Origin of the sequence: Brevundimonas sp., from assembly GCF_032107865.1 — a bacterium.
Lineage (GTDB): Bacteria > Pseudomonadota > Alphaproteobacteria > Caulobacterales > Caulobacteraceae > Brevundimonas.
The window spans coordinates 1-18,277 of the sequence record NZ_DAMCNG010000038.1; the positions used below are offsets into that span (position 1 = coordinate 1).

Annotated in this window: 14 protein-coding genes, 1 tRNA gene and 1 pseudogene; 10 read left to right on the forward strand and 6 right to left on the reverse strand. The window is 63.0% G+C overall.

Annotated elements, in window-relative coordinates:
- Positions 1–259: pseudogene (locus RT567_RS05450) on the reverse strand (serine protease); the annotation flags it as partial.
- Between the two features lie 73 nt (positions 260–332).
- On the opposite strand from RT567_RS05450, the gene RT567_RS05455 reads away from it, so the two are divergent.
- The 3 genes from RT567_RS05455 to RT567_RS05465 all read left to right on the forward strand — a co-directional run bounded on the left by RT567_RS05455 (position 333) and on the right by RT567_RS05465 (position 3,229).
- A complete protein-coding gene (locus RT567_RS05455; protein WP_313574875.1) occupies positions 333–2,510 on the forward strand; it encodes a S9 family peptidase in 2,178 nt (725 codons plus the stop codon).
- Positions 2,507–3,049 carry an N-acetyltransferase family protein gene (locus RT567_RS05460; protein ID WP_313574877.1) on the forward strand — a complete coding sequence of 181 codons (543 nt, stop codon included), beginning with the start codon at positions 2,507–2,509 and terminating at the stop codon, positions 3,047–3,049. The genes RT567_RS05455 and RT567_RS05460 overlap by 4 nt, the downstream gene beginning before the upstream one ends.
- Positions 3,050–3,152: 103 nt before the next feature.
- Positions 3,153–3,229, forward strand: a tRNA-Asp gene (locus tag RT567_RS05465).
- Between the two features lie 323 nt (positions 3,230–3,552).
- Here RT567_RS05465 and RT567_RS05470 read toward each other — a convergent pair.
- A complete protein-coding gene (locus RT567_RS05470; RefSeq protein ID WP_313574899.1) occupies positions 3,553–6,582 on the reverse strand; it encodes a TonB-dependent receptor domain-containing protein in 3,030 nt (1,009 codons plus the stop codon).
- A gap of 195 nt (positions 6,583–6,777) precedes the next feature.
- On the opposite strand from RT567_RS05470, the gene RT567_RS05475 reads away from it, so the two are divergent.
- A complete protein-coding gene (locus RT567_RS05475) occupies positions 6,778–7,278 on the forward strand; it encodes a hypothetical protein (RefSeq protein ID WP_313574879.1) in 501 nt (166 codons plus the stop codon).
- A gap of 114 nt (positions 7,279–7,392) precedes the next feature.
- Here RT567_RS05475 and RT567_RS05480 read toward each other — a convergent pair whose 3' ends face one another.
- Positions 7,393–10,614: a TonB-dependent receptor domain-containing protein gene (locus RT567_RS05480; protein ID WP_313574881.1), complete on the reverse strand. Its 3,222-nt coding sequence runs from the start codon at positions 10,612–10,614 to the stop codon at positions 7,393–7,395.
- A 286-nt stretch (positions 10,615–10,900) separates the two neighbouring features.
- Between RT567_RS05480 and RT567_RS05485 the strand changes: the two genes are divergently transcribed.
- Complete coding sequence (locus RT567_RS05485; RefSeq protein WP_313574883.1) at positions 10,901–11,434, forward strand: hypothetical protein; 534 nt, start codon at positions 10,901–10,903, stop codon at positions 11,432–11,434.
- A 108-nt stretch (positions 11,435–11,542) separates the two neighbouring features.
- On the forward strand, positions 11,543–12,460 hold the full coding sequence (locus RT567_RS05490; RefSeq protein ID WP_313574884.1) for an MBL fold metallo-hydrolase: 918 nt from the start codon (positions 11,543–11,545) through the stop codon (positions 12,458–12,460).
- Here the strand turns inward: RT567_RS05490 and RT567_RS05495 are convergent.
- Together RT567_RS05495 and RT567_RS05500 are read right to left on the reverse strand one after the other, a co-directional pair.
- Entirely contained in the window at positions 12,457–13,137 is a 681-nt protein-coding gene (locus RT567_RS05495) for a DUF1499 domain-containing protein (protein WP_313574886.1), read from the reverse strand. The two genes, RT567_RS05490 and RT567_RS05495, sit on opposite strands and share 4 nt — an antisense overlap.
- 17 nt (positions 13,138–13,154) lie before the next feature.
- Positions 13,155–14,786, reverse strand: a complete 1,632-nt coding sequence (locus RT567_RS05500) for a long-chain-fatty-acid--CoA ligase (RefSeq protein ID WP_313574888.1) — start codon at positions 14,784–14,786, stop codon at positions 13,155–13,157.
- 173 nt (positions 14,787–14,959) lie between these two features.
- Between RT567_RS05500 and udk the strand changes: the two genes are divergently transcribed.
- Positions 14,960–15,604 carry a uridine kinase gene (udk, locus tag RT567_RS05505; RefSeq protein WP_313574890.1) on the forward strand — a complete coding sequence of 215 codons (645 nt, stop codon included), beginning with the start codon at positions 14,960–14,962 and terminating at the stop codon, positions 15,602–15,604.
- 135 nt (positions 15,605–15,739) lie between these two features.
- Complete coding sequence (locus RT567_RS05510) at positions 15,740–16,306, forward strand: TetR/AcrR family transcriptional regulator (protein ID WP_313574891.1); 567 nt, start codon at positions 15,740–15,742, stop codon at positions 16,304–16,306.
- Positions 16,307–16,324: 18 nt separating this feature from the next.
- On the opposite strand, the gene pdxH is transcribed toward RT567_RS05510, so the two are convergent.
- Entirely contained in the window at positions 16,325–16,993 is a 669-nt protein-coding gene (gene pdxH, locus RT567_RS05515) for a pyridoxamine 5'-phosphate oxidase (RefSeq protein WP_313574893.1), read from the reverse strand.
- A 139-nt stretch (positions 16,994–17,132) separates the two neighbouring features.
- Between pdxH and RT567_RS05520 the strand changes: the two genes are divergently transcribed.
- Positions 17,133–17,849, forward strand: coding sequence for a J domain-containing protein (locus RT567_RS05520; protein ID WP_313574895.1), 717 nt, complete (start codon positions 17,133–17,135; stop codon positions 17,847–17,849).
- Positions 17,850–17,860: 11 nt separating this feature from the next.
- Positions 17,861–18,277 (forward strand): chorismate synthase (locus RT567_RS05525; RefSeq protein ID WP_313574897.1); only part of this gene is annotated, 417 nt, incomplete at its 3' end.

An 18,277-nucleotide genomic window follows, 5' to 3' on the forward strand; every position in this document is an offset into this window, starting at 1 on the left:
CGGCCGTGCGCCAGCCGATGCGCGCCTCGTTGCCGGGCATGACGTCCAGCACGTGCCGCGCTGTAACCAGCACCACGCGCGGCGCGCCGTCAGGCCGGGGCGCGGCGATCAGAAAGCCTGTGCCGACCTTCCTCTGGCCGCCATTGATGGCCTGATCCAGTTGCACGGTGGCGTTGATCACCCCGACCGTCAGATCCCATTCGGGCGGCGGGGCGGCGACGACGGCGGGTTGTTCGGGCGGGAGATCCTGAATGATCATGACGCCATTTGACGCCGAGCGTCGCCGGGCACAAGGTCCGGCTCAAATCATATTCCAGGGGGAAGCCCACGCCATGAACCGCCGTGAACTAATCGCCTCGACCGCCGCCGTCGGCTTGGTCGCCGCCTCCCCCGCCCTTGCCCGCCAAACTACCGGAGCCTCGATGTCCAAACCCACGCCGCCCGTCGCCCAGAAAGTTCCCGTCCGCATCGAGCAGCTCGGCCGCGTCCGCGTCGACGACTACCAGTGGATGAAGGACGACAACTGGCAGGCCGTGCTGCGTGATCCGTCGCTGATCAAGGCCGATGTCAAGGAGCACCTGACGGCCGAGAACGCCTATCGCGAAGCCATGATGGCCTCGACCCTGCCGCTGCAGGCCGCGATGTTCGAGGAGATGAAGGGCCGCATCAAGGAGGACGACAGCTCCGTCCCCGCCGCCGACGGCCCGTGGGAGTACTACGTCCGCTACAACACCGGCGACCAGCACCCGCTCTATTGCCGTCGCCCGCGCGGCAAGACCGATGGCGAGACCATCCTGCTGGACTGCAACAAGCTGGCCGAGGGCAAGGCCTACTCGGAAGTCTCCGCAACCGAGCACAGCCCCGACCACGCCCTGTTCGGCTATGCCGAGGACGCGCAGGGTTCCGAAGTCTACAAGATTTATGTGAAGGATCTGGCCACCGGCGAGGTGCTGCCCAACCCGATCGAATCGGCCAGCGCCAACTTCACCTTCTCGCCCGACAGCCAGTGGGTCTTCTGGACCAACCGCGACGACAACGGCCGGCCGGACAAGATCTTCCGTCGCCCCGTTCGCGGCGGCGAGGCCACCCTGGTCTATGAGGAAACCGACGAGGGCATGTTCCAGGGCATCGGCCGCACCGCCGATGACGCCTTCATCGTCATCTCCATCGGCAACCAGGAAACCTCGGAAAGCCGCATCATCCCGGCCGCCACCCCCACGGCGACGCCCGTGGTGGCCGAGCCGCGCCATGTCGGCCGCCTCTACGACCTCGACCACTGGGGCGACCGCTGGGTGATCCGCACCAACGCCGACGACGCCGTCGACTTCAAGGTGATGGAGGCGCCGACCGCAACGCCAGGGAAGGCGAACTGGAAAGACCTGATCGCCCACACGCCGGGCCGCTTCATCGAAGGCATGGCCCTGGTGAAGGACTATCTGGGCCGTCAGGAGCGCGCCGACGCCAACACGAAGATCGTCATCCGCGACCGCGCCGGCGCCGAGCATGAGATCGCCGTGGACGAGCCCGCCTACGCCCTATCGCTGAGCGGAGCGTCAGAGTTCGACACCACGGTCATGCGCTACGGCTACAACTCGCCGTCCACGCCGACCTCGACCTATGACTACGACCTGAAGTCGCGCGAGCGCACCCTGCGCAAGGTTCAGGAAATCCCCTCGGGCCACAATCCGGCGGACTATGTGGTCGAGCGGCTGAACGCCCCGGCCTCGGACGGCCAACTGGTGCCGGTGACGGTGCTGCGCCGCAAGGACACGCCGATCGACGGCTCGGCACCCTTGCTGCTCTACGGATACGGCTCCTACGGCATCCCGATGGCGGCCAGCTTCTCGACCAACCGGCTTTCGCTGGTGGATCGCGGCTTCATCTACGCCATCGCCCACATTCGCGGCGGTTCGGACAAGGGCTGGAACTGGTTCCTCAGCGCCCGGCGGATGACCAAGAAGAACACCTTCACCGACTTCATCGCCGCCGCCGAGCATCTGATCGACCGCAAATACGCCACGGCGGGCAAGATCGTCGCACAGGGCGGGTCTGCGGGCGGCCTGCTGATGGGTGCCGTCAACAACATGCGGCCCGACCTGTGGGCCGGCGTGATCGGCAGCGTGCCCTTCGTGGACGTCATCAACACCATGAGCGACACCAGCCTGCCGCTGACGCCGCCGGAATGGCCCGAGTGGGGCAATCCGATCGAGGACGCCACCGCCTACGACTACATGTACAGCTACAGCCCCTATGATCAGATCGAGGCCAAGGCCTATCCAGCCGTTCTGGCGACCGGCGGTCTATCCGATCCGCGCGTCACCTACTGGGAGCCGGAAAAGTGGGTGGCCAAGCTGCGCCCCGCGACGACCTCGGGCAATCCGGTTCTACTGAAGATCAACATGACGGCTGGTCACTTCAGCTCGTCGGGCCGTTTCGACTATCTGAAGGACGTCGCGCACGACTACGCCTTCGCCGTCTGGGCGGTCGAGAAGGGCTGGGAAAAGGCGTGATCATCCGGCCGTTTGCGGAAGCCGACCTGGCGGCCGTGACGGCCATCTACGCCGACAGCGTGCTGAACGGCACGGGGACGTTCGAGTTGGACGTCCCCTCAGACGGCGAGATGCGCGCTCGGCTGGCCGCACCCGCCGCGCTGGGTCTGCCTGTCCTGATCGCCGAGATCGATGGAGCGGTCGCGGGCTACGCCTATGCCGCCCCCTATCGCCTGCGTGCGGCCTATCGCTTCATGGTTGAAGACTCGATCTACGTAGCCGAGACGTATCGCGGACATGGCGTCGGCAAGGCGCTGTTGGAGGCCCTCCTCAGCGCTTGCGAAGGCCTGGGCATGCGTCAGATGGTGGCGGTGATCGGCGACAGCGCCAACATCGGCTCCATCGCCCTGCACGAAGCAGCAGGCTTCGTCCACGTCGGCGCTTTCCGCGACGCCGGATGGAAGTTCGACGGCTGGCGCGACGTCATCTTCATGCAGAAGGCGCTCGGTCTCGGAGGCGCGGCTCCACCCGATGCCGACGGCCTGGATTGCGGCCGCTAGAGTCTGAATTCTCAGATTTTTTAGCAAAAGCGCCACAATGCGCTTGACCGAAAGCGCGACGAACCGTATTCGCCCCTCCTCTCCTCCTCGCGGGGAGAGAAACGCGGGTGTAGCTCAGTTGGTTAGAGTGCCGGCCTGTCACGCCGGAGGTCGCGGGTTCGAGCCCCGTCACTCGCGCCACTCCTTCTCAGAGATCTGAGGGAGTGGCGCGCCCCCGCTCTCCATATTCCAATAATCTAGATTGAACGCAGACGCCTTCGTCGTGCGCGCCATACACCGCGCTCAACAAGCTGCTTCGTATCCGCCGCGCCGCGTGGCGTCGTGGTGGCGCAGCAAATGTTCGCCAAGAGCCAGCGCGATCAGATCCCTACATTCCAGCAAGCCGGCCAGAGCCTGCACACGCCCAGGGGCTACAGCCCCTTTCGGTCGCAGCTCGAATAGCGCCCAAAGAAATGGGCGGCGGATCAATGACCCGCCGCCCATCCCCATTCAAACCGCTTAGCTTAGAAGCGAGCGGTCAGGCCGACGAAGTAGCGGCGGCCGAGCACGTCGTAGGTCGACGGATCGGTGTTCGCCTGCACGCCCGGGTTCCAGGTGCGCGGCTGCTCATCACCGACGTTGTTCACGCCAGCACGCAGCGAGACCGTGTCGTTGAGAGCCCAGCTGCCCATCAGGTCGAAGTAGTGAGTCGCATCAAGCTTCTCATCCGAACCGTAGATGGTCATCTCGCCAACCCGGCGCCAACGCGCCGTAGCCGAGAACGGCCCCTTGGCCCAATCGACCGAAGCCAGCGACTTCCACTCAGGGAAGGTGTTGCCGAAGTCGTCCGAGATGGTGCCCTTGCGGTCCGTGAACGCGCCGCCGGCGACAACGCTGTCTTCACGCTCGGCCAGCCAGCTGACCACAGCGTTGAAGTTCAGCGTGCCCCAATCAGGAGCGCCCAGGTCGACCAGATCGAAGCGCCAGTCGAACTGAGCATCGACGCCGGCCGTCTTCAGAACACCCAGGTTCGCCAGGTTAGAAGTCGCGTCGTAGATAGCGCCGCTCAGCGGGTTACGCTTGAACATCTGGCAATAGCTGTTCTTCGGGTCGTAGGTCGGGTTCTCACCCGCACCGTTGAAGCAACCCTTCAGCATATCGGCAGCCGAGATGCTGGAGATCACGTCTTCGATCTCGATGCTATAATAGTCGACAGCGAAGGACATGTTCGAGAACAGAGCCGACTCGAACTGCGGCTGATAGACCACGCCGAAGGACCAGGTGTCAGCGGTTTCTTCCGACAGGTTCGGGTTGCCCCCTTCCAAGCCTGCGACCTGGCTGTCCGGGAAGACAAAGTTATCAGGGTTGGCGACGCCTTGAGCAATACAAAGCTGCTTAACTTGATCTTTGTTCGGTCCCTTCATGAAGGAACCACGGCTGTCACACGGATCGCCGCCCGTCTTTTCAGCCTCACCGATGGCCATGAAGTTCACGCCCAGCGGCGAATAAAGCTCGCCGACCGAAGGCGCGCGAACAGCGCGGTTATAACCGCCGCGCAGACGCAGGCCATCCACGATGGTCCAGTCCAGGTCCGCACGATAGGCCTGAGTTCCGCCGATGGAGCTATAATCCGAATAACGGTAGCCCAGCGTCATATCCAGTTGCTGGATGAACGGCAGGTTCGAGAGCAGCGGAACGAGGGCTTCACCGAACAGGTCAATCGAGTTGACGCTGCCGTTGACCGACGGCGTTGCGTTAAAGCCGGCGATCTCCACGCCGCCGATCTCTCCGCCGTCCGGCTTGCCGTCAGCACCGAGGTGCGGCGTCCTCGGGTTCATCTTCTCGAGCGACGGATCCGAGTCGAAGCGGTAGCTGTTCTCGCGATACTGCACGCCCATGGCGACGCGAACTTCGCCGGCGGGCAGGTCAAACGCCTTACCTTGCAGCGTACCTTCGACCACGTTCTGCTCGACGGTGGTCGCCGTGCGAGAGGTGCGGCCGATGTAGCTCAGGCAGTCAGCCGAAATAGCGGCGAGACCGAAGGGGTTGAAGCCGCCTTCGCACAGCACCGTACCCGCGTCCACGCCGTTACCGGCGCCGCCCCAGCGATCGTCCAGCAACGTCTGAACAGCCGAGCGCGACACGTTGCCGGTTTGCGTTTCGTTCGCGCTGACGCGACCGAACGAACCATAGACGTCATAGGTCCACGAGCTTTGCGGCACCTGACCGCGGATACCGCCCGTCAGTTGGTAGACGTTGTAGTCATAGCTCGCGTGACGACCGCCCAGGTCCGTGAAACGCTTGCTGAGCTGGAAGGACGAATCCTTGTTCGCGCGGGAATCCAACAGCTTACGCAGTTCGGACCCAATGAACGGGTTCGTGGAAGGCACCCGGAAACCGGTAGAGCTGGAAGCAGGCGTAGCCGCCAGTTCCTGATCAGCCGTATATTGGTTGAACAGGGCGTTTCCGTAGAACTCAAGCGAGTCGTTCACCTTATAGCGAGCGCTCGAATAGACGTTCCAACGCTCCAGCGGCAACTGCAGGTAGTTCAGAGCGCCGGTATTGAAGGCGTAGTCGGAGCCCGGCTCATGGAAGCCGTCATAGGCGATGCCGCCGGGGCTCTTGAAGTTATGCGCGCCCTGGTGAGAGAACAGAGTGCCGTCAACGTTATAGCCAACTGCGCCAGTCGTCTTTACGCCCGTGGCGAAAAGCTGATTGAAGAGCGCCTGCGACGGCAGGTTGTTGGCGTCAAACGTCGTCGAGCCCAGCGGCGAAGTGCCCGAAGCGCCCGAAATCGCAGCGAATTCACGACCTGCGTTATAGATCATCGAGCGCGTCGAACGGTTGATCGAGATGACCGCGTTGCCCTTGTCGTCAGCGAAGTTGCCGCCGATGGTCAGGGAGTAGCTTTCGGTCTCGCCGTCATTACGGTCCGTCTGGCCGTACTGGGCGTCGATCTGCACGCCTTCAAAGCTGTCGTTGATGATGAAGTTGGCCACGCCGGCGACGGCGTCCGAACCATAGGCGGCCGAGGCGCCGCCCGAGATGGTTTCAACCGACTTGATCAGGGCCGTCGGGATCAGGTTGACGTCAACCGAACCGTCCGAGTTCGACGGCACCAGGCGGCGGCCATTCATCAGAACCAGGGTGCGCTTGGAACCCAGGCTGCGCAGGTCCAGGTTAGCCTGACCGCCGTTCGACGGGTTGTTCGAGGTCGACGAAACCGACGGCGTGAACTGCGGCATGTCGTTCATCAGCGAGTCGATGGTGACAGCGCCCGTCGCTTGGAAATCTTCCGCGCTGACGGTCACGATGGGGCTGCTCGACTTGTAATCTTGACGGGCGATACGCGACCCGGTGACAACGATGTCGCTAACTTGGCTGACCTGATCGTTTTCCTGGGCCACCGCCGGCATGGCCAGGCCCATAACGGCCGCACCGGCAATCATAGTCGTAGAAAGCAGACGCTTACGATTTACTGAAAACCGCACTTTTACACCTCCAAATAAGAAGAAGAACCGAACACGACTCCTGTCGGATCCCGCCTCCCCCATCACTCATGGTCGTCCGGAGTGGGCAACCACGATTGCGCTGATAGACTGAGCCGCCACAAAAGCCTCATATTTTTGCCGCTCCAGAGCCCCTCCGAACCCGATTGTCGCAGAAAAGCCACGCTACAGCCTCTCGAGTGTCAGAAATTAAACCCACCCTTGCCGCGTTGTGACAAAAAATAATTCAGGAAAACGTCGTTGTTTGTAGAAATTTTCGCCTCATGGCTTACGATCAGCGCAGCAACCGCGCCCCCGCCGCAAGAAACTCAGGTTTCTGCCGAGTACCAAAATCTCATGGCCTGCTCGGCCGTGACGCCTGACACGGATCGCCTCGCCTGCTTTGACCGCGAAACCGCTCGCCTCAGGAGTGCCGAACAAAGCGGCGCCGTCATCATCATGCCCCGCGCTCGCGTTGAAGAGACCCGAAGGGCCCTGTTTGGCTTCGCCGTTCCCAACATCCCCGACATGATGTCCGGGGGCGCTGCGCTCGAGGCCATCGAGACCACCCTGGTCAGCGCCAGTCAAAACGACGGTTGGGTCTTCCGCCTTGCTGACGGCTCCGTCTGGCGGCAGGTGGACACGACAGCGCTCAATTTCCGCCCTCGAGAAGGCATGCCTGTCCGCATTCGTCGCGCCGCCGTCGGCAGCTATATGCTCAAGGTCGGCGACAGCCCCGCAGTGAGAGCGCGCCGCCAATAGCGCAAAAACGACAAGCCTTTCCCAGGCGCGGCCTAAAGGCGCCCTCCCAAAACCTGAAGACAAAAAAGGCGGCGGACATGAAATCCGCCGCCTTCCTTATTTTATGCTTGATACTTAGAAGTTCGCCGTAATTCCGAAGAAGAAGTAGCGTCCCATGGCATTATACAGCTGCGGGTAGGTGTTGTTATTACCCGTGGTCCCCACGCTGTAGGACAACGGAGGATCGGAGTCGAAGACGTTATTCACACCAGCGCGCAGCGAGATATTATCCCGCATCTGCCAAGTGCCGGCCAGATCGAAGTAGTTCTGAGAGTCCAGAACACGATCGATACGGTCACTCGGCGAGTTGTTCAAGCTGCCGTCCGAACCGAGAACCGCGATTTCGGCCTCGCCATAATAACGCCAAGTACCGTTCAGGTTCAGGCCATCAATCGGAGTGCTCCAGTCAACCCGGAAGCGGTGACGCCACTCGGGGTTCGGCACGCCGCACTGGTTGGCGTAGAAGCCGGCGCAATCATACGTCGAGCGGGCCAGACCCAGACCGGTGTCGGTCTCCAACTTGTCCAGCCAGGTGCCGATAAGGGCGAAGCCCAAGCTGCCGACGCCGTTCCAACCAAAGTCCGCCAGGTCGACATTGTAGTTGGCGGCGACATCGACACCCGAGGTCTTCAGACCGCCGATGTTCGTGTTCAGGTCCACCACATTGCCGGTGCCGACCCAAAGCTGGCCGTTGGCGTTCCGCTGGATGTTGTTACAGGCCGTCATGAAGCCGCCTTCGTAACAGGCGTCCAATGCGTTCTGCGGGCCGACCGATGAGATCAGATTGTCAATCTGGATGTCGAAGTAATCCAGCGTCAAGTTGAAGCCCGGCAGGAATTCAGGCGTGAAAACCACACCGAAAGTCAGAGTGTCAGAGCTTTCCGGCGTCAGGGTCGTCTCGCCGCCTTGCAGCACATTGTACTGGCCGGCAGGGCTGCTCAGGTTACCGCCATCAGCCTGACCCTGCGACACCTGCCAGGGGTTGGTGCCGACGCAAGCCGCCTGCGAGGCGGTGCCGTCTTCGTTCGGATCGGTGAAGTCGCAGGGATCATCATCCATGTCGAACAGGCTGAAGCCCTGTGCGGTGAACAGTTCGATGACGTTCGGCGCACGAACCGCACGCTGCGCGCTGGCCCGGAAACGAACCGAGGGAACAGGCGCCCAGTCGCCGCCGATCTTCCACGAATCCGTACCGCCCCCGAGGTCGTACTCGGAGTGACGATAGGCCAGGTCGACCGACAACTGGTCGGCGAACGCCATGCCTTCAGCGATCGGAATCTGAGCCTCGACGAAGACGTCGTAGACTTGGTTCGCACCATTCAAGCCAAGGGTCGGACCGCCTTGACCCGCGCCGTCGCCGCTCGAGAACGATACGTCTGGCGTCAGATCCAGAGCATCGCGGCGATACTCGCCGCCGAAGGCCGCCTGAACGCTGCGCGTAGCCCAGGGAGATTTCACGCCATAGGCGCCCAAATCAACCGTCAGCGAACCTGAAGCCACCTGCTGGGTCGTCCAGCCGGTCGCGACCAGCGGCACCTGCAGATAGTTCAGAGCCGCCTGCGACACGCCGCCCGGCTTGAAGATGTCATAGGGAACGCAGTCGGCGTCGATGCCAGCCAGCACAGCCCGGCAAACCGGCGTGTTGGTGTTGGGATCCAGCACGACGTCCAGAGCACGCGCCAAGCGGGTGTTCGAGAATTCGTTGCGATAGATGTTGGTGTACTGCGCGCGCGAGTACTGGATCGACAGATCGTAGCTCCAGGCGTCATTCAGATCGCCGCGAGCGCCGATCACGCCGCGATACGACTGGAAGCGGATATCGGACTGACGTCCGCCGCCTTCAACGTTACGACGCCCGATATACAGCGGAACCAGGTTGGGATCTTCCAATAGACGGAACGCCTCGTTGCCGCCCGGAGTCGTGGAACCGGGAGCCGAAAGCGAGAAAGTCTTATCGTCGTTCTCGATCACCCAGGTGTTGTAGGCGGCGGTGGCTTGTGCGCCGCAACCGAGCGCCGCTGCCTGCTGTGCGTTCAACAACGGGCTGTCGCAGTTGATGAACGACGAGCCATCGGTGGTGCGGAATCCGTTCTTAAACTCGCCGAAGAAGTTACCCGACGGCGCGATCTGAGCGATCGTCGAGTAGTCGCTATACATCAGCTGGGTATACACCTCGATCTTGTCATTCACATCATAATGACCGAAAGCCCCTAGCGTGTACCTCTCATCCGGACGTTGAAAGTAGTTGGAGGGACCAAAATTGTATGCATCCGTCGCACCGACATAGTTGCGGAACCCTGCGCTGTTCACCGTGTAGGCGAAACTCGGCATCGGATTGACGTCGATATCATCCGTCGTGGGATCGTTGTCGGTATCGATCAGGAATTCATTGCCGCCAAAATCCGTAAACTGGCCAGGGAACGAAGTACCGGAACCGCCGCAGTTGAATTCACCTTTGGGCGTGCTGGCCGCAGGCGCTGAGAGCGAACAAGACGAATAGTCGTAATCGCGACCCAAGACCTTGTTGTTCTTACGATAGCCAGCATAAAGCGTGATGTTGCCGCGATCATCAGGGGCGTTGACGCCCATCAGCAGGTTCACTTCACGGCTGAACCCCGTATAGACGTTGTCATCCGGCAACTGGAACTGCGACGGGTTGGAGGCAGAACGACGTTGAATAACGTCGCGCAGATTGCCCACGCCGTCATAGTCGTTGTTGTGCTGGTTGAAACCGTACTGGGCATCGATCTCGATGCCCTCGAAGTTGCGGCGCATGATGAAGTTCACAACGCCGGCGATGGCGTCCGAACCATAGACGGCGGAGGCGCCGCCGGTCAGCACTTCAACGCGCTCGACCATCTGGCCGGGGATCTGGTTCAGGTCGGCTGCGTCGTCCTGCGGCGAGCCGTAGCCCATCCGTTTGCCGTCGATCAGCACCAGAGTGCGCGACGAACCAAGGTTCCGCAGCGACACGGTCGCTGTGCCCGAAGCGCCGTTGGCGACTGTAGAGTTCTGTGCGGCGAAGGCTTGAGGCAGTTGGCTGACCAGATCTTCAACGCGGGTCACGCCCTGAACGTCGATGTCTTCGCCCGTGACTTGGGTCACAGGGCTGGTGGTGGTCAGATTCGGCTGACGCAGACGCGAGCCGGTGACGACGATGTCGCTGACCTGGCTCGGTTGATCGGCTTCGGGACTCGGCGCGGTCTGAGCCGCCGCCGGGGCGGCGAAGCCAACCAGCGCGAGACCCGCGATCATCGTCGACGCCAGCAGACGCTCACGTTTGATCTGAAAATTCAAAACTCGTCCTCCTGAGTTGTGGTCGACTCCGGCGAAGTCCCCCTCCACCCGTCAACCACGGATACCGCAAAACACCGCATCATTCGGCACTTCAATCGACATCCGATCAGAAGGTTAGGCACGGAGCATGACTACAGGCCACGCAAATTACATAATCGATACGATTGCGCCTTAGGTATGTCGCAATTTCGCCACGCAATGACTCCTGATGACACGCACTCATCTCTCATGCGATGGTAGACCTTCTTCAAAACCACCGTTGCGAGATGCGCCAAAAATGCGAACAATGTTGACCTTCTGCGTTGCGGCGATTGGCACATTCGGCCTCACCTGCGACACATTGGCGCAAGTTCAATCCTCCGAACGCTCGGCGCTTCTGAGCGCGCTCTCGGAATGTCGCGCCATGCCGGACACCGTCGCTCGCCTGGCCTGCTTCGACAGAACGGCGGATGCATTGGATACGGCGGAACGCCAAGGCGAGCTTGTGGTTATGGAGCGCCAACAGATTCGCGAGGCGCGGCGCCAGCTCTTCGGCTTCAGCGCGCCAGCCCTCCCCGCCCTCTTCAGCCGAGGCGGCGATGCGGCGGACGCAGAGCCTGAGGTCGACTCGGTCGAAACGACCCTGGTGAGCGCCGGTCAGGATCATGAAGGCAAATGGACCTTCCGCCTGGCCGATGGCGGCGAGTGGCGGCAGATCGATTCAGCGCCTGTGCGTTTTCAGAATCGAAGCGGCATGGAAGTCAGGGTACGTCGCGCGGCGCTGGGCAGCTATCTGTTGACCGCCGGAAAGAGTCGCGCCGTTCGCGTCAAACGGCAGTAGAGGGCGAAGAACGGCATACGCTCGCGCGAAAGTCCCGGTTATGATCCGAGTTGCTTCTCCTTTGTGGAGAAGCGGTTGCGGAATTCGCACGCGCAAGGGAGGCGGACCATGATCCCCTATCTCCGTCAGTTCGACTTCGCCTATGGGCGGCGCGACCAGGTCTCCCCTCTGATCCAGCGCGTGATCGCCGACAATCCGGGACCGTTCACCTTCACAGGAACAGGAACCTATATCGTCGGGCGCAACTTGCCGGGCGCCGAGGTTGCGGTGATAGATCCAGGACCAGCTGACGACGCTCACCTTTCGGCCCTGCTTCGTGCCATTGAAGGCCGCATCGTCAGCCATATCCTGGTGACACACACTCACCGGGACCACGCGCCTCTCGCCCGTCCGCTGGCCGAGGCCGTCGGCGGCGCGCCGATCCTGGCGGCTCAACCGCCCGAGCGGACCGCACACGCCCCAGGAGCGCTGGATGAAGATGATGACGCTGACTTTCATCCCGACGAAATACTGACCGGAAGCGAGTGGATCGAAGGCGACGGCTGGACGCTGGAAGCCATGGCCACGCCGGGTCACGCCTCCAACCATATGACTTTCGTGCTGCGGCAGGAGAACGCCCTGTTCAGCGGAGACCACATAATGGGTTGGTCGACCACTGTGGTGGCTCCGCCGGACGGCGACATGACCGACTACATGAACAGCCTGGAAGCCGTGCTGGCGCGTGGATTTTCAACGATATGGCCGACGCACGGCCCGGCGATCACCCAGGTCGCGCCCTTCCTGAAAGCCTATCGCGACCACCGGCTGGAGCGCGAGGCCCAGATCATGGCTCGGCTGGCCTCAGGAGACCAGATGATCGCGGACATGGTCCCTGCCCTATACGCCGCCGTCGACCAGCGCCTGTGGCCGGCCGCCAGCCTTTCAGTGCTTGCTCATCTGATCAAGCTGGAGAAGGACGGCCGCGCTCGAGCATCCCCTCGGCCGGAACTGGCCGCGACCTGGCTACTGGCCGATCCCGCCTTTTAAGGCGTCAGCGCGGCAACCACAGCCTTGGCGAGACGACAGGCCTCATCGCCGACCTGAAGGTTGTCGCGCCCAGCGACGCGAACGTCCGTGCGGCCAGGACGGATGCGGACCGTGACATCATGCGTCACGCCAAACCACGCGCCTTCCTTGCGCCCATCCACGCGGAACGGCGACGTGCCCAGAACAGTGAAACCCGCCTTCTCAAGCGCCCAGGCTGCGGTCTCCGGCGCAACCTGGGTCGGCGCGGGGAGCAAGCCCTCACAAGTCTGAGGTCGGGTTTCAGGCACGCCGGCGAGCCGCCGCTCCGCCGCCAGAATGCGCGCGAAGGCCGGCGGCTCGGACGGATCGGTCGCCACGTCGCGCGGCGCATCGGTGAAACGGCGCTCCTGAATCAGATAACCGCCCAGGGTCACGCCAGCGATCGCCAGCGCCGCTCCTGCGATTCCCAACAGCCGGCGCTCGCGCAACGCCATCAGGCAGGCCGCCAGCGCGGCCGCCAGGCCCAGGTAGGCCAGCACCCGCCCTGCCTTCAGGGCCAGCACGCCCAGGCTGAAATCGGCGCTCCACACGCCCAGCCGCGCGCCACAGACCGCAACCAGCAACAACGTCGGCGCCAAAAGCGCAACGAGCAGCAGCATCACGGCCAGAGACTGGCCCTTGGGGCGTGTGGTCGACATGGCGTCCTCCGTCGTAATCAGCCGGCGGCGGGTAGTTGATAGTCCTTCATCCGCTCGCGCAGCGTCTTCTTATCGATCTTGCCCGTGGCGCCCAGAGGAATGTCATCGACGAAGACCACGTCGTCCGGCATCCACCATTTGGCGATCTTGCCCTGCAGGAAGTCGAGGTGTTCCTGCTTGTCCTCGACCTCGCCCTCTTTGAGCTTGACCAGCAGCACCGGCCGCTCGTCCCACTTGGGGTGGGCCGCGCCGATGACGGCGGCCAGCGCGACCTTGGGATGGCCGACGGCGATGTTCTCGATGTCGATGGAGCTGATCCACTCCCCGCCCGACTTGATGACGTCCTTGGCGCGGTCAGTGATCTGCATGAAGCCGTGGGAATCGACGCTCGCGATATCGCCCGTGTCGAAAAACCCTTCGTGGTCCAGGATATCGCCGCCCTCGCCCTTGAAGTAGGCGCCGGAAATGGTCGGCCCTTTGACCATGACCCGACCATAGGTCTTGCCGTCGTGCGGCATGTCCTGACCGCCATAGTTCTTGATCTTCAGCTCTACGCCCAGCGGCGGCGTGCCCTGCTTCATGCGCCAGGCCATCTGTTGATCATAAGGCAGCGCCTTCAGCTCAGGCGTCAGATTGGCGATGGTGCCGATGGGCGAGGTCTCGGTCATGCCCCAGGCGTGAACCACTTCGACGCCGAACCTGTCCTGGAACCCGCGGATCAGAGCCTCGGGACAGGCCGAGCCGCCGATCAACACCTTTCGCAGGGTCGAGAACTTCAGATTGTTCTCCACCATGTGACCGAACAGCCCCTGCCAGACTGTCGGCACGGCGGCTGAGAAGGTGACGCCCTCCGTCTCGATCAGCTCATAGATGGAAGCGCCGTCCATCTTGGCGCCCGGCATGACCAGCTTGGAGCCCGCCGCCGGCCCAACGAAGGCTATGCCCCAGGCGTTGGCGTGGAACATCGGCACCACGGGCAGAATGACTTCGCTGGGCGTGCCCCCGACGACCGTCGCCTGCATCCCCAGCAGCGTATGGATGAAGTTCGAGCGGTGCGAATACAGCACGCCCTTCGGATTGCCCGTCGTGCCGGAGGTGTAGCAGAGGCCGCAAGCCGTCTGCTCGTCAAAGCCGCCCCAGGTCACGTCGCTCGACGACTGCTCCAGCACCGCCTCATAGGCCTCGCCCTTCGGCAGCTTGGCCTGGGGCATGTGCGCGGCGTCGGTCATGACAATGACGCGCTCGACCGACGGGCAATGCGGCAGAATGGCTTCCAGCAGCGGCACGAAGGTCAGATCGGTGAAAATGATCCGGTCTTCGGCATGGTTGATGATGTAGGCCAGTTGTTCCGGGAACAGGCGCGGGTTCAGGGTGTGGCACACGGCCCCGATCCCCATGATGCCGTACCAGGTCTCGATATGGTTGGCGGTGTTCCAGGCCAGCGTTGCGACCCGGTCCCCGGGCTTGATTCCCCAGGCCAGCAGGGCGTTCGACACACGACGCGCCCGCTCGTGGATGGCCGCGTAGGTGGTGCGGACGATCGGTCCTTCGACCGAACGGCTCACGACTTCGCGCTCTCCGTGCCAGTTCTTCGCGTGATCGAGGATCTTGTCGACCGTCAACGGCCAGTCCTGCATCATACCCAGCATTCGGCGTCTTCCCTCGTCTATGCGCCTTGGTTGAAAGCGGCGCTTGCACCCACGCTAAGACAGGTGAACAGCGACAAGCAACGTGACGCAAGGGAAGGCGGGCCGCGACAGATCGCCGTTTCAATGCGCGATCAAGGCTTGCATCCGGCTCCATCCGGGTGAATGAGCCGCCCATGACCATACTGATCGCCATCACCGGCGGCTCGGGCTCTGGGAAGAGCACCCTGGCCGAGGCCCTGATTTCCTCGCTGCCAGAGGGCGTCGCCACCCTGTTGCGCGAAGATTCCTATTATCTGGATGCGGCGTCCGTGCCCGGCTTCGATCCGGCGACGCATGACTTCGACGATGTCGCCGCACGCGATCACGATCTGCTGATTTCCGATCTAAGCGACCTCAAGGCCGGACGCAGCGTGACCGCCCCGCTCTATTCCTTCATCCATCACGGCCGCGAGCCCGGCGGCGAACCCGTGCCGGCCGCCCAGGTCGTCGTCGTCGAAGGCACGCACCTGCTGTGCACGCCCGCCCTGACGGCCCTGTTCGACATTCGGGTTTTCGTCGACACTCCGGCGGATATCCGCTTTATCCGCCGCCTTCTGAGAGATCAAACAGAACGTGGGCGCACGGCGGAATCGGTCATCCTTCAGTACCTCGCCACCGTCCGTCCCGGTCACGAACGCCTGACGGAACCATCGCGGGTTCATGCTGATTTCATCGTCGCGGACGCCACCGCCGCCGTACGGCTGGAAGACCCCCAGGCCGTTGTGCGTCTGGCCGCGCCAGTGCTGGCTCACCCGCTGCTTGAACCCTGGCTGAGCTAACGTCTTTCGCTCGATGCGTTAACCGAGATCATTGCAATCGTGGCAAATTAAAGGCAGGATTATCACCTAACGATTGGTGACAATCCGATGACTGTCTCGGTCCATGTTCTCGAAGACCCACGACGCGACGCCCTGGTGCGCCAGGCCCGGCTGCATTTCGTCGAGGAAGGCTATGCCGGCACCAAGATGGAGCCCATAGCCAGAGAAGCTGGCGTATCGACCGCCACCCTCTACGCCATGTTTGAAAACAAGGCGGCTCTGTTCGCCGCCGTGATCGACGAGGCTTCCGCCGACTTCGCCGAGCGGATGGCCAAGGTGAAGTCCTGCACAGGCCCAGCGCGCCCCCGGCTGAACAGCTTTCTTACAGCCTATGCCGAGTTCATCAGCGACCCCTTCGTCAGGGCCATCTTTCGTCTGGTGATGACCGAACGTCGTCGTTTCGAAAATTTGGCGACGGCCTTCTATGAACAGGCCAAGCAGGATTTCGGCACAGTGCTGGTCTCGGCTCTGGCGGAAATGGAATCCAAAGGCGAGTTGAAGCTCAACAAACCCTCATGGGCCGCCAGCCAATTGATGGGCATGGTGGAACATCCGCTGTTCTTCGTGCCGACGGTGACCGGTGATCAGGTTCTGCCTACCCGACCGCCCGCCGCCATCGCCGAAGATGCGGTAGAGACATTTCTCGCGCGCTACACCGCCTAGACGATGTCAAAAAAGCACCTAGGGCCACAGACGGCTGCGGCTCCAAGACAGATCTTCCGTCGCCCGGTCAAAGCGCAGACGGTCGTGTAGGCGGAAAAGACGATCGCGCCAGAACTCGATCTGCACGGGCTTGACCCGCCAGCCGGTCCAGCGATCCGGGCGAGGCACCTCCTGACCGTCAAAGCGTGCAGTCTGGTCCGCCACCCGCGTTTCCAGCGTCGCCCGATCCGTCAGAGGGCGCGACTGGTCCGACGCCCAGGCGCCGATGCGGCTTTCGCGCGCCCGGCTGGCGAAATAGGCGTCAGCCTCCGCCGCGCTGACCGGCTCGACCGGGCCGCGAACACGCACCTGGCGGCGCAGGCTCTTCCAGTGGAACAGCAGGGCGGCGCTGGGGTTGGCCCACAACTGCTCTCCCTTGGCGCTTTCCTGATTGGAGAAGAAAGTGAACCCCCGCGCATCGACATCCTTCAGCAGCACCATTCGCACGTCGGGATGACCGTCGGCATCGACTGTGGCGAGAGCCATGGCGTTCGGATCATTCGGCTCAGCCGCTCGCGCAGCTTCCAACCACTCTACGAATAGAGCGATGGGCTCATCCCGTTCGAACAGGGTTTCGTCCGCGTTCGCCTCGAGCTGGGCGGCATAGTCTGCGCGAGACGGGCTGGGCGGGATCACAGACTGGGTCATGTCGGACCTATAGTCTCGCTTGCGGTTCTCGTCACACGGCCTTCGTTCAATCCTGCGTCAGCTTTGCAAACAAGGTTAACCCTGTCTTGACCATGTGGTCCGCACATTGGTCGCCATGTGCGCGGATAGCCTCTCCTTCATGGACGCTCGACGCCTGCTCGGCCTGAACGGCCCCGCAGGACCGCAGGCGCTGGCCGCCGCCTTCCGCATCGCCATCAAGGCCTCTCGCCCGGATCAGCCTGGCGGCGACGCCGAACAATTCCGGCGCGTCATCGCCGCCTATCGCTTGTTGCAAAGCGAGACGCGCGCCCTGCCCGCGCCGCGCAACGCGACCGAACCTCAAAGCACACGGCGCGCCCAGGCCGCTTCTTGGACAACCGTTCCGCCGCCGCTAATTGTGCTTACGCCGATGCAGGCGCTCACCGGAGGCAGCGTGATCGTCCAGGCCTGGGGCCGGAACCTGCTGGTTCACGTTCCTCCAGGCGTGCGCACCGCCGACCGCGTTCGTCTGAAGGGTTGCCCTACCCTGTTGCGCGTGCTGATCCGGCCAGCCGACGGCTTGTCAGTGCTGGGGGCGGACCTCTTCATGGATTGGGCCATCCCTCCGCGCCTGATGCGCGACGGCGGCCGGATCGAAATCGAGACCCATGCCGGGCTGCAGGCCGCCTGGCTGGTGCCGGACATGGTCGAGCCGGTGCGACTGCGCCTTCCCGGCCTGGGCCTTCCCGCGCGAGGCAAGCGCGCCGCCGGCGACCTGTTCGTCAAGCTGACGCCGTCCGACGACCTGCCCTCGGCGGCAGAAGACATGCTGCTTCGCTTCACTCGGGTCTGGACGCCGGAGCGGATGGCGGCTTAAGCCTCGCCATCATGTCGCACAACACCTTCGGCCACCTGTTCCGCATCACCACCTGGGGCGAAAGCCACGGCCCGGCCATCGGCTGCGTCGTCGACGGCTGCCCCCCGCTGATCCCGCTGACCGAAGCCGACATCCAGCCCTGGCTGGATCTGAGGAAACCCGGCGGCAGCCGCTTCGTCACCCAGCGGCAGGAGGCTGATCAGGTCCGCATCCTGTCCGGCGTCTTCGACGACGGAAACGGCCCGGTCACGACCGGCACGCCGATCAGCCTGATGATCGAGAACACCGACCAGCGCTCCAAGGATTACGGCGAGATCGCCCGCGCTTATCGCCCCGGCCACGCCGATTACGCCTATCAGGCCAAGTACGGCGTCCGCGACCATCGCGGCGGCGGCCGGTCGTCGGCCCGCGAGACGGCCAGCCGCGTG